The sequence below is a fragment of the Erwinia papayae genome (assembly GCF_058241465.1).
Genome location: NZ_JBZCHT010000002.1, coordinates 57,228 through 69,499 on the forward strand (window position 1 = coordinate 57,228; position 12,272 = coordinate 69,499).

General features: G+C 53.6%; 12 protein-coding genes. 3 read left to right on the top strand and 9 right to left on the bottom strand.

Annotated features, from left to right (window positions below):
* Window positions 1-53: 53 nt before the first annotated feature.
* Both rlmN and ndk read right to left on the bottom strand, forming a co-directional pair.
* Window positions 54-1,223, bottom strand: coding sequence for a dual-specificity RNA methyltransferase RlmN (gene rlmN / locus AC3RPL_RS00320; RefSeq protein ID WP_490738555.1), 1,170 nt, complete (start codon window positions 1,221-1,223; stop codon window positions 54-56).
* A gap of 240 nt (window positions 1,224-1,463) precedes the next feature.
* Window positions 1,464-1,895 (bottom strand): nucleoside-diphosphate kinase, encoded by a 432-nt coding sequence (gene ndk, locus AC3RPL_RS00325; RefSeq protein ID WP_379888244.1) that lies wholly within the window; start codon window positions 1,893-1,895, stop codon window positions 1,464-1,466.
* Between the two features lie 423 nt (window positions 1,896-2,318).
* Here ndk and sseA point away from each other — a divergent pair, with 423 nt between their 5' ends.
* The gene (gene sseA / locus AC3RPL_RS00330; protein ID WP_490738556.1) at window positions 2,319-3,167 is read left to right on the top strand and encodes a 3-mercaptopyruvate sulfurtransferase; all 849 of its coding nucleotides are present in this window, start codon (window positions 2,319-2,321) and stop codon (window positions 3,165-3,167) included.
* A gap of 124 nt (window positions 3,168-3,291) precedes the next feature.
* On the opposite strand, the gene sseB is transcribed toward sseA, so the two are convergent.
* From sseB to trmJ, 5 genes are all read right to left on the bottom strand, one after another.
* A complete protein-coding gene (gene sseB / locus AC3RPL_RS00335; RefSeq protein WP_490738557.1) occupies window positions 3,292-4,065 on the bottom strand; it encodes an enhanced serine sensitivity protein SseB in 774 nt (257 codons plus the stop codon).
* A 79-nt stretch (window positions 4,066-4,144) separates the two neighbouring features.
* Window positions 4,145-5,428 carry an aminopeptidase PepB gene (gene pepB / locus AC3RPL_RS00340; RefSeq protein WP_490738558.1) on the bottom strand — a complete coding sequence of 428 codons (1,284 nt, stop codon included), beginning with the start codon at window positions 5,426-5,428 and terminating at the stop codon, window positions 4,145-4,147.
* Window positions 5,429-5,580: 152 nt separating this feature from the next.
* A complete protein-coding gene (locus AC3RPL_RS00345; RefSeq protein WP_490738818.1) occupies window positions 5,581-6,744 on the bottom strand; it encodes an IscS subfamily cysteine desulfurase in 1,164 nt (387 codons plus the stop codon).
* A gap of 110 nt (window positions 6,745-6,854) precedes the next feature.
* Window positions 6,855-7,352, bottom strand: coding sequence for a Fe-S cluster assembly transcriptional regulator IscR (gene iscR, locus AC3RPL_RS00350; RefSeq protein ID WP_490738559.1), 498 nt, complete (start codon window positions 7,350-7,352; stop codon window positions 6,855-6,857).
* Window positions 7,353-7,507: 155 nt separating this feature from the next.
* Window positions 7,508-8,236 (bottom strand): tRNA (cytosine(32)/uridine(32)-2'-O)-methyltransferase TrmJ, encoded by a 729-nt coding sequence (gene trmJ, locus AC3RPL_RS00355; protein WP_490738560.1) that lies wholly within the window; start codon window positions 8,234-8,236, stop codon window positions 7,508-7,510.
* Between the two features lie 118 nt (window positions 8,237-8,354).
* Here trmJ and suhB point away from each other — a divergent pair, with 118 nt between their 5' ends.
* Window positions 8,355-9,158: an inositol-1-monophosphatase gene (gene suhB / locus AC3RPL_RS00360; RefSeq protein ID WP_490738561.1), complete on the top strand. Its 804-nt coding sequence runs from the start codon at window positions 8,355-8,357 to the stop codon at window positions 9,156-9,158.
* 52 nt (window positions 9,159-9,210) lie between these two features.
* Here the strand turns inward: suhB and AC3RPL_RS00365 are convergent, their stop codons facing one another.
* Together AC3RPL_RS00365 and AC3RPL_RS00370 are read right to left on the bottom strand one after the other, a co-directional pair.
* Window positions 9,211-10,212, bottom strand: coding sequence for a nickel/cobalt transporter (locus AC3RPL_RS00365; RefSeq protein WP_490738562.1), 1,002 nt, complete (start codon window positions 10,210-10,212; stop codon window positions 9,211-9,213).
* Window positions 10,203-10,805: a DUF1007 family protein gene (locus tag AC3RPL_RS00370; protein WP_490738819.1), complete on the bottom strand. Its 603-nt coding sequence runs from the start codon at window positions 10,803-10,805 to the stop codon at window positions 10,203-10,205. Before AC3RPL_RS00370 ends, AC3RPL_RS00365 begins: the two co-directional genes overlap by 10 nt.
* A 183-nt stretch (window positions 10,806-10,988) precedes the next feature.
* On the opposite strand from AC3RPL_RS00370, the gene csiE reads away from it, so the two are divergent.
* Window positions 10,989-12,257 carry a stationary phase inducible protein CsiE gene (gene csiE / locus AC3RPL_RS00375; RefSeq protein ID WP_490738563.1) on the top strand — a complete coding sequence of 423 codons (1,269 nt, stop codon included), beginning with the start codon at window positions 10,989-10,991 and terminating at the stop codon, window positions 12,255-12,257.
* The last annotated feature ends 15 nt before the right edge of the window (window positions 12,258-12,272 follow it).

Sequence of the window (12,272 nt, forward strand, 5' to 3'; positions counted from 1 at the left end):
CTACGCCAATCGAATCAGGGCTGACAGTCGCCTGCTGGTTAAAAATCAGGCTTTCAGAGCGCTTTCACAGAAATCGTCTCACCCGCCATTTTTTTACGCATCGTCCGCCGTGTACGGTCAATAACCTCACCCGCAAGCTGACCACAGGCAGCATCAATATCATCACCGCGAGTCTTACGCACAATAGTGGTAAAACCGTAATCCATCAACACTTTAGAGAAACGGTCAATACGACTGTTGGAGCTACGACCATAAGGTGCCCCAGGGAAGGGGTTCCACGGGATAAGGTTAATCTTGCACGGGGTATCTTTCAGCAACGCGGCCAGCTCATGGGCATTGTCCGTGCTGTCGTTGACATGATCAAGCATCACATACTCAATAGTCACCCGGCCCTGATTGGCATTGGATTTGGAAATATAACGACTGACCGAGCCCAAAAAGGTCGCAATATTGTACTTTTTATTGACAGGCACAATTTCGTCACGAATTGTGTCATTCGGCGCGTGCAAAGAGATGGCCAGCGCCACGTCAATCATATCGCCCAGCTTATCCAGAGCCGGAACCACGCCGGACGTAGAGAGCGTCACGCGACGTTTAGACAGCCCGAAGCCGAAATCGTCGAGCATGATTTCCATTGCCGGGACCACATTATTCAGATTAAGCAGGGGTTCTCCCATGCCCATCATCACCACGTTGGTAATGGGTCGTTGTCCGGTGACTTTCGAGGCGCCAATAATTTTAGCCGCGCGCCAAACCTGGCCGATAATCTCCGAAACCCGCAGGTTACGGTTGAAACCCTGCTGAGCCGTGGAACAGAATTTACATTCCAGCGCGCAACCCACCTGGGAAGAGACGCAGAGTGTCGCGCGATCTTTTTCCGGAATATATACCGTTTCAACCTGCTGGCCGCCCACGGTGATGGCCCATTTGATGGTTCCATCGGCAGACCGCTGCTCTTCTGCCACCTCAGGCGCACGAATTTCTGTTAATGCTTTTAATTTGCCGCGAAAAACCTTGTTGATATCGGTCATCTGATCAAAATCATCGCAGCAATAGTGGTAAATCCACTTCATCACCTGGTCGGCGCGAAAAGGCTTTTCACCAAGGCTGACGAAAAATTCACGCATTTGCTGGCGATTCAGATCGAGCAGGTTAATTTTGGCTTTTTCTGGCGCGATAACCACAGGAGATACGGACGACAAAGTCACATTGTGTTCAGACATAATTTTCTCTGGCCTCGTTATTACACGTTATGGCGCTGGGGGTAAGGTACAGCTCTGAAAGAGTCTGTTGCTGACTGCGGGTATATTATTCAGGCAAAGTCAGCGATGACAAACACGGTCAGAAATAAATGAAACGCCCCTGAAGGACGTATCCTCATCAGGGGCGGGTATTCTACAGGTGAGCTAAAACAGGTTAAAGCGCGTCAGCAAAATTATTTGTAAACACGCGAAGCCAAAACCTTAGCGGGTACGTGGGCAAACTTCGCCTTCACCAAAGAAATAAGCGATTTCACGTGCTGCCGATTCAACGGAATCGGAACCGTGGGTCGCATTTTCCGTAAAGCTGTCAGCGTAGTCAGCGCGCAGGGTGCCAGCCAGTGCATTGGCCGGATTGGTTGCGCCCATCAGATCGCGGTGACGCTGCACAGCGTTTTCGCCTTCCAGCACGGAAACAACAACCGGACCGGAGGTCATGAATTCAACCAGACCATCAAAGAAAGGTTTACCCTGATGCTCAGCATAGAAACCTTCTGCCTGCTCTTTACTCAGATGCAGCATTTTGCTGCCAACGATTTTGAAACCCGCGCTTTCAAAACGGTTAAAAATGGCACCAATTACGTTTTTTGCCACCGCGTTTGGCTTTACGATAGAAAAAGTACGTTCAATAGTCATGTGGACCCCTGTTTGATGTCGAGTGTGACCAGCGAAATGCTCTCCGGCCCTGAAAATGGCGCCGATTATAGGGCGCATCGACTGGCTTGCCTATCAGAGATTCAACAAATTTCTAAACAATTCACACTAAGAAATCTAAAATTTAACAGAACAGAAACATCTATTGGTCACAGAACAGAGTCTGGCCCACCAGAAGAGTATTGTTGTATACGCTCCGGACACTGGCAGTACGGAACCAGTGGAGCGTTCAGGTCATGCTCGAAGATTGTGAGCTCTGCCTGGTCCGGAATGGCAAATAAAATAGCATGATGGCTCAAACTGTTATGCTCAGGTCCTGGTAAATCCTGCTTTTACACTGAACGACTTGTGATACCCCCCAGGATCGTTAAAACTCTGGATGCTGACACTGACGACGAGGCCACAATGACAACCTCTTTCTTTATTACCGCCGACTGGCTGGCGGAACATTATGCCGATGAAAATATTCAGGTACTTGATGCGCGGATGCTGCCACCGGGTCAGGAGAAAACGCGTGATATCCATGCTGAATATCTGAGCAAGCATCTTCCCGATGCGCCTTTCTTTGATATTGAAACGCTGTCTGACCACAGCAGCCCTTATCCACATATGCTGCCTCGTGCTGAATCTTTCGCCGTCGCCATGCGTGAACTGGGCATAAACAGTGACCGGCATCTGGTGGTGTATGATGAAGGGAATCTGTTTTCCGCACCGCGCGCCTGGTGGATGTTGCGTCAGGCAGGCGTGGAACAGGTTTCAATCCTTGCTGGTGGCATAAAGGCCTGGGAAGCTGCGGGTCATACGCTGACCAGTGGCGTAGTCAGCCTGCCGGAAGGCGAATTCACCGCCAGTTTCGATCCTCAGGCAACGGTGAAAGTTACTGACGTACTGTTGTTCAGCCACGAGGGGGGAGCGCAGCTGGTCGATGCCAGAGCAGCCAATCGCTTCAGGGGAGAAGTGGATGAACCCCGTGCCGGTTTACATCGTGGTCATATCCCCCGTAGCCTGAACGTGCCCTGGAATGAACTGGTGGAAAACGGGCAGCTGAAACCTGCCGCCGAGCTGAGGGCCATTTTGCAACATCATGGCGTCAGTCTCAGCGAGCCGGTCATCGCCAGCTGTGGTTCTGGTGTAACGGCCATCGTGCTGATACTGGCACTGAATACGCTGGGAGTCAGAGACGTCAGACTTTACGACGGCTCATGGGCTGAATGGGGAAGTCGCGACGATTTGCCCGTCAGCCTGGGTGAATAAACGCCAGCTGCCGGGGAAATTTCTCCGGCAGGCTGGCTGTTTTCAGTAATCCTGCCGGTCGCGACCGGCGCAAGGTATCAAACCATCACGCACGGGTACCATGCGTGACTGCCGCAATAAAGGGCTATCGCGCGACGCCCGCCTTGAACTCCCGCAGAAAACTTCCCCAACGACGCTCATAAAAAGGCGTGATATGGGCGATGAAAAAATGACTGATACCTGATTCATGCTCCAGCACTTGACAGATATCAATCGGCTCATCAGTCAGCAAGGTATCTGTCGCCACACTGCCCGCAGCCTGGATAATCGTATCGATATCACTGTCAGCCTCAATACCCATCAGCAAAACCGGCTGCTCGCCGGAAGATTCACGAATGTGCGCGATAAAGGCCCGGCGAACCTGTCGGTATTTTGCAAACAGTGCTGTCAGTGACTCAATCATTTGCGCCGGGGGTTCAGTCACTTCAGAAAGCAGCAACGGGGTGCCCCCTTCCAGCACCTGGTGCTGTGTCAGCGCATTGCCGTTTTCTGCCATCAGGTGTGCAATTTCCTGGGGCAAAAACTCTTTCCCGGAGGGAAGTTCAGGATTAAGGAACAGAGTTTCTCCCTGGGTAAGCGCAAAGAGTGTGCGAACCGGCATCACCAGGAAAGGTTGTTCCTCACCGGCGACCTGTTGCATTACATTGGCGGAGGTGAAAAAAGGGATCACCGAACTGCCGTCCTCTCTTTTCCAGTGCTTCAAATCCACAGCAGAGGCGTTAAGTTCTCCTGGCTCAGTCGTTTCACCCGGCACCCAGACGCTGGCTGCCATCAGTAAGGTAAAAAATTCCGGACGGTGTGCCGGCTGCGTCGCCGCCAGCTTTAGCACCTCTTCCAGGCGCTGATTACTTTCATTCATCGATTGATTCCGCATATCACGCCAGCTGTCAACGGGCGCGGCAAAGCGCCCGAGCGACAGCGTTGGTTCAAACAGCTGATTATTTCAGTAGCATGCTGGCGACGGTGCGCACACCCAATCCTGTCGCCCCGGCTGACCACTGATCCACTGCGCCTTTACGATAGGTGGCAGAGCAGTCGATATGCAGCCAGCCCTGCTGATAGTGCTTCACAAAATATGACAGGAACGCAGCGGCAGAGCTGGCACCAGCCGTGTGCGACGGAGCGGCAATGTTATTGAGATCGGCAAAGTTTGACGGCAGATGACCGCGATGAAATTCTGCCAGTGGCAGACGCCAGAAAGATTCATTTTCACTGGCAGCCGTACTCAACAACGACTGCGCCAGCCGATCATCAAAACTGAAAAGCGCATGATAATCATTGCCCAGTGCAGTTTTTGCTGCACCAGTCAGGGTCGCAGCATCGATTAACAATTCAGGCTGCTGTTCACTGGCATCAATCAGGCCATCAGCCAGCACCAGTCGCCCTTCAGCGTCAGTATTCATCACTTCAACCGTTTTGCCGTTGCGATAATGAATGATATCACCCAGACGGAATGCGTTACCGCTGACCATATTGTCAGCGCAGCAGAGATAGAGCTTAACGCGCTTTTTCAGTCCTCTGGCGATGGCCAGCGCCAGCGCACCGGTCAGCGTGGCGGCACCGCCCATATCTGATTTCATCGAATCCATCGAGCCGCTCGGTTTCAGACTGTAGCCACCCGTGTCGAAAGTGATGCCTTTACCCACCAGGCAGGCAAATACCGGGGTGCTCTCCTCGCCTTCCGGGTTGTAATCCAGTGCCAGCAGCGCAGGACTGCGGGTAGAACCACGCCCTACGGTGTGTAAGCCCAGATAACCTTGCTCACGCAGATCGTCCCCTTTGGTGATGCGGTAACTGATTTTATCACCGGCCACCTCGCACAGCAGATCAACCGCACGCTGGGTCAGTTGCTCCGGACTGAGATCTTCAGCAGGCAAATTGATGGTGTCACGTACCCAGTCAATAGTCTTCAGGCGACGGGCGAATTCGCTGCTGTCCGCCTCATTCAGTTTGGCCCACTCCACTTTGCGCTCGCCTTTAGGTGCGCGATAACCCTGCCAGAATGCCCAGCTTTTCTCCAGATCCCAGTCGCCGCTAAGGCTGACGGCACGGATCCCCTGAGCGTCAATTTTACGTGCCGCGCGCTGAATGGTGGTCAGGGCATCGCCGCCCGTCAGATGAATGGTCAGGCCATCGTCATTGCTGGTGAGAATGGCTTTATCGCCCCAACGGGGGTCGGCCTCTGCCGTTGACAGTGATATTTTCATTGGCGTAGTTGTCATCGCATGGCTCCTTATTTGTTCTTAAACAGAGTCCGTCGTAAAACGGCCGGACACTACAATAAACCTTTTTTCGTTATTGTCTGCGCAGACTGAGAAAATTGCCCCGCCTGAGGTTAAGGGAACCTTTCCTGCCGTGCTGATGGCTGGGTGATTCAGACGGCTGACAGGTCGCCACGCAGGCGGCTGATGGCGCTTTTCACCGCGTGGACAGCAAAGTCAATGTCCTCTTCGCTGGTGAAACGGCCCGCAGAAAAACGGAGTGAACTGTGCGCCAGCTCACTGGAGAGGCCCATGGCGCGCAACACATAGGATGGCTCCATACTCGCTGAGGTACAGGCAGACCCCGACGACACCGCCAGATCCTTGAGTGCCATCAGTAACGTTTCGCCGTCCACAGAGCCAAAGCTGACATTCAGAATGCCCGCCACGCCTCGCGACAAATCGCCGTTCAGTGTGACGCCATCAATCTGGCTGATGCCCTGCCACAGTTTGTTGCGTAAGGCGGTGAGACGCGGAATTTCCGCAGCCATTTCTTCTCTGGCAATGCGATACGCTTCCCCCATCCCGACAATCTGATGGACGGGCAGCGTACCGGAACGCATTCCGCGCTCATGCCCCCCACCGTGAATTTGTGCAGCAATATGGATACGGGGTTTCCGACGTACATACAGACCACCAATGCCTTTCGGGCCGTATAGCTTATGCGCAGAAAAAGAGAGCAAATCAACCGGAAGCTGGCTGACGTCGAGAGGCAATTTGCCGACGCTCTGGGTGGCATCAACGTGAAAGAGAATATCCCGGCTGCGGCAGAGCTCACCGATTGCGGCAATATCCTGCACAATACCCGTCTCGTTATTGACATGCATGATTGATACCAGCACGGTGTCGTCGCGCATGGCCGCCCGTAATTGTTGCAGGTCGATTAAACCTTCTGGCTGTGGGGCAAGACAGGTGACGGTGAATCCCTCACGTTCCAGCTGAGCACAGGTGTCCAGCACCGCTTTATGCTCGGTCTGGCTGGTAATAATATGACGGCCTTTCTGCTGATGTTGCTGCGCAGCACCTTTAATCGCCAGGTTATCTGATTCCGTTGCACCAGAAGTGAAGACGATTTCACGCGGATCGGCACCGATCAAATCGGCTATCTGGTTACGTGCGACATCGACCGCTTCTTCAGCCTGCCAGCCAAAACGGTGTGATCGTGAAGCGGGATTACCGAAGGTTCCGTCGAAGGTGAGGTACTGCATCATTTTTTCAGCAACGCGGGGATCGACCGGGGTGGTCGCTGCGTAATCAAGATAAACCGGTACTTTCATTGCCATTGAACTCCGTGCATTAACGTCATTCAATGCTGTCTGCGGCGGGCCAGTTGCCGCCGTCCATAAACACCGATGCGTATGGACGACGGGTTTCAGCCCTGATTTATTCAGGCACGCAGATTGACGTTAATGGTTTCATGCATGCGGCCAGTTGGCACGCGGGTTTTTTCGCTATTGTTCTGGCGGTCGGCTACGTCCAGGATCTCCTGGTTGTTAACCAGCTCAGCCAGCGTGATGTTATTCAGGAAGTCGCTGATGCGCTCGCTGAGGTCGCGCCACAGAACGTGAGTCAGGCAACGCTCTCCACCCTGGCAGCCTTCTTTACCCTGACATTTGGTGGCATCTACAGACTCATCCACGGCAGTGATCACCGCGCCAACCACAATCTGACTGGATTCTTTACCCAACAGATAACCACCGCCGGGACCACGCACGCTGGCCACCAGGCCGTTTTTACGCAGGCGTGAGAACAGCTGTTCCAGGTAAGACAGGGAGATGCCCTGCCGCTCGGAAATATCAGCTAACGGCACCGGCCCTTCATGGGAGTGAAGCGCAACGTCGAGCATAGCAGTAACGGCATAGCGGCCTTTGGATGTCAGTCTCATGGCGTAAACAACCTCAGTTTTACCCAGCTGTTGGGTGTTAACAAGAAGATAGACGCAAGTCTGACATTCCTGAGTGATTTGGTCAACTATTTAACCTGGTAAAACACTCAACTATTTAACCTGGTAATTTACTCAACTATTGTGGTGCGCTGCGCTCACTTCTGCCCTTTGGGTTTTTCCAGCGACGAGAGCATACCCCGCAGGATATTCAGCTCATCCCGTTCCGGACGGGCGCGGGTGAACAGGCGACGCATTTTGCTCATTACCTGCCCCGGACTGCCTTCGCGGATAAAACCACTGCCCGTCATCATCTTTTCCATATGCTGGTAAAAACGTTCGAGATCTTCAACCAGCGGATAGGGAGAGGCGTCATACTCAGGCTGGGCTGCTTCCTGCCATTGCAGAAAGGCCATACGGACTTCATAAGCGATAATCTGCACCGCCATTGCCAGGTTCAGTGAACTGTATTCAGGATTTGCCGCTATCGCCAGGTGATAGTGGCACTTTTGCAGCTCTTCATTGGTCAGGCCAACACGCTCGCGGCCAAACACCAGTGCCACAGGTGCCTGCTGGCCCTCCTGCACACTTTTCACCCCGCATTCACGTGGGTCCAGCATTGGCCAGGGAAGAGAACGGGAACGTGCGCTGGTGCCAACCACCAGGCTGCATCCCGCCAGCGCTTCATCCAGTGTGTCAACAATATGCGCCTCGCCAATCACATCGCTGGCACCAGCAGCCAGCGCAATCGCCTGGGAGTCGGGCTTAACCAGAGGATTAACCAGATAAAGGTTGCTTAAACCCATTGTTTTCATAGCGCGGGCGACGGAACCCATGTTGCCGGTGTGAGACGTTTCCACCAGCACGATTCGGATGTTATGCAGCATAGTTATTCAGATCTGAGAGATAATTTGACGATGCTAACATATTTTAAGGACATTTGCCGTTCCTGCTGTTATAATCCGCGCCGTTTTCCCGTTCTTTAACATCCAGTGAGAGAGACCGATGCATCCGATGCTCAACATCGCCGTGCGCGCTGCGCGCAAGGCCGGAAATTTAATTGCCCGGAGTTACGAAACCCCGGACGCCGTCGAAGCCAGCCAGAAAGGCAGCAATGACTTCGTTACCAATGTTGATCGCGACGCCGAGCGCCTGATTATTGAGGTGATCCGCAAGTCTTACCCGAAACACACCATTATTACTGAAGAGAGTGGTGAACTGGCCGGTGAAGACCAGGATGTGCAATGGGTTATCGATCCACTGGATGGCACCACCAACTTCATCAAACGTCTGCCCCACTTTTCGGTTTCTATTGCGGTACGCATCAAAGGCCGTAACGAAGTCGCCGTGGTTTACGATCCCATGCGTAATGAACTGTTCAGCGCGGTACGTGGTCAGGGCGCTCAGCTCAATGGCTACCGACTGCGCGGCAGCAGTGCCCGCGATCTGGATGGCACCATCCTGGCGACCGGCTTTCCGTTCAAAATGAAGCAACATGCCACACCTTACATCAACATCCTGGGCAAACTCTTTACCCAGTGCGCTGATTTTCGTCGTAATGGTTCCGCCGCGCTTGATCTGGCCTATGTTGCCGCAGGCCGGGTGGATGGCTATTTTGAAATCGGTCTCAAACCCTGGGATTTTGCCGCCGGAGAACTGCTGGTGCGTGAAGCCGGTGGTCTGGTCACCGACTTCGTTGGCGGACATGGCTATCTGACTTCGGGCAACATCATTGCGGGTAATCCTCGCGTGGTGAAATCGATGCTGGCCACCATGCGTGATGAACTGAGCGAAGCGTTAAAACGCTGATCCTTCCTCCGCTTGCAGTCGGGCCGTTGGCATTGCCGCAGGCCCGGCTATGTTAATTCAGTAACACTGGCCGGATACCGCCGGATATCGCCGGTTGGGCCGTCAGCCATAACAACACGCCCACCCCCATCAGCACCATCCCTCCCGCCAGGGAGAGACACGACCAGCCTACTCTCTGCCAGCGGGCCTGCGGCATATTCCGACTCAGTTTCACTGCCAGCGCACGGGACACCTGCACCAGCAGGGCCATTGCGGATACCGTCATCGCTGTACCCACCGCCATCGCCAGCGCTGAAAGCACACCCCACAGATAGACACCGATCACTTTTGAAAATAACAGCATCATAATCGCGCCGGAGCAGGGCCTGAGGCCCATTGACAGCACCACGATTATTTTGGTTCTGCCACTGACCGCTTTGTCGAGCATCCCGCTGTCAGGCACATGCTGGTGCCCGCATCCACAGGTCGCGCTGTGCTGATGGTCATGTGGCACAATCCGCCGGATAGTGAGAGTTTGCGTTGTCCGCAGCACCCGAATAATTTTTCCCAGTGCTCGCCAGCACAGCCAGGCTCCCAGGCCAGTAACCAGCAGATAGCTGGCCTTCTCCAGCCAGAAGCTACTGAGATGAAGCTGACGGGATGACAGTTGCAATATCACCAGCATTACCGTAACCAGTGCAATGGCCACCCCGCCCTGCACCACGGCAGCGGCCAGGGTCAGTTGCAGACTGGTTTTTACCTTCGTCGGATGCGTTGCCAGAAAGGTAGCGATAACGACTTTGCCATGACCCGGCCCCAGCGCATGTAACACGCCGTATACCAGGCTGAAGCCCATCAGCGTCAGCCCGGCCTGATGGGGATGCGTGGCGACCTGTTGCAGCAGGATGGTCATTTGCTGATGCAGCGATTTCTGCCAGAGAATGCTTTGCAACAGGATTTGTGGCCAGTGCAGCCAGGCGGCCACGCCGGTCATCAGCAGGAGCACCAGCAGCAGTATCAGCGGCCAGAGATGTCGCCAGCCCACAGATTTTGACGGCAGAATAGTTACTGACATGTCAGAGTCACCGTCTGGGCAAACTGCCTGCCAAGATCCATCTCTGCCGGCGGCGCATCGCCCTTATCCAGCGACAGCGCGTAAGCTTTCATTGAAGCATCGGCTTTTGGGGTGTGCAGAGTCAGCTTACACTGCTGCGCCAGGTCGGTGGGAAGGTGCAAAGATTTTTCAGAATCGTAATACATATCAACAAAGTAAGTCGGATCAAAAGTAGAAAACGTGTAGCGCTGACCGGCCAGTGGCTGCGGTTCGCCCAACGGTAAAATAAACTCCAACACGGCTTTATGTCCCTCTCTGAAAAGCTGATATTCCGGAGGCAGGTTGTAAAACTTCACTGCCTTACCGTTATGCCAGAACTCGCTGAAATAGTGCTGACCAAGCACATTAGCCATGACTTCAGCCGCCAGTTTTTTCCACACGGGCGATCCCGGTTGCGCTTTACCTGCATCGTAGAGCAGATCGGCAGAGGTTATTTCATCCATGACCCAATGCATTTTCAGTCCGGTCAGTTGGTTACCTTTGTCTACCGGCGTCACCTGCATCGCAATAAAGCTGTGGGGATGGCTCCATGCCAGCGGCGTTGTCAGCAGCATAACTGCCGCGATCGCCCGCCTGAAAAATACGTTATAACATAACAAATCTTATTCCTTCCTGTTATCTGGAAAAAATTCTGTGACCTGTGCTAAAAGACGTGAATAAATCTGCCCGACCCGAAATCATCCCGCTACTGTCGGACTATCCTTAGCGTTGTCTTTCTTTCACCTGGATGGCAGACGATGAGTTTATCCCCCCAAAATCCCTCTGCTTTCTCCCGTTCTCAACGTCACTGCCATCTGCTGTTATTACTTTATCTTCCGGATACCACGGTCACCCTGGCGTCACTATGCCAGTTGAATCAGGTGGAGCAATCCGTCACCCGGCAAGATATAGCGGAGGTGGCAGCAGAAATCCAGCGCTATCACCGTCTTGTCCTCGACCAGGATACGCGGGGAGACTATCGGATCGACGGCAAGGAGCTGGATCAACGATTGTGCCTGCTGCACTGGCTACGCCGTGCAATTCGCCAGTCACCGGATTTTATTCAGCACTATTTCGCGCCTGGCGTTAAACGGCAGTTGAAACGACAGGGTCTCGCAAAAGCGCTGTATGACGATCGTAATCTCCAGGCGCTGGTCGGGCATTGCGCCAGGGGACTGTCACGGGATTTCAGCGATCGCGATCGCCAGTTTCTTCCGCTTTTTATGCAGCATTCGCTGGCTCGCTGCACTGCCACGGAATTCAGTGACGCTCAACTGGCGTGGCTGTCAGTTCGTCCTGAGTATCAGCTTGCTGTGGAAATAGTGCAGCACTGGCAGAAACGCTGCAAAACCACCCCGGACGCCAGCGAGGCCGGATTATTCGCTTTGGTATTCAGTCAGTTGTATGCACCCGTTGCAGATAAGGCCCATCATCAGCACGAGCATCAACTGCTCTCTGCGGTTCGCAGGATGATTGAACGCTTTCAGCAGCTTTCAACGCTGCATTTCAGTGACGAACAGGGACTGTGCGCCCAACTTTATACCCATCTTGCCCAGGCGCTGGAGCGTAATCTGTTTGCCATTGGCATTGACAACAGTCTGACAGAAGAGGTGGTGCGCCTCTATCCACGATTGCTACGAACCACGCGTGAAGCGGTGTCAGAGGTTGAACAGCTTTATAATCTGCGCTTTTCACAGGAAGAGCTGGTACTGATTGCGGTGATTTTTGGTGCGTGGTTGATGCAGGAAAATGCATTACAGGAAAAACAGGTGCTGTTGCTGACCGGAAAGGATCGCCAGCTAGAGCTGGAAGTTGAACGCCAACTGCGTGAGCTGACCTTACTACCGCTGAATATTAAATATCTCGATGTGGAAACTTATCAACGAGACAGTGCGCCCAAAGGCACTGCGCTGGTCATATCACCCTACGCCACGCCATTGCCACTCTATTCCCCGCCGCTGATCCATGCTGAGCTTCCGTTACAGAATCAGCAGCAGCAACGGATTAAAACCTTGCTGGAGTCGTGATGTGTAATCTGTTCA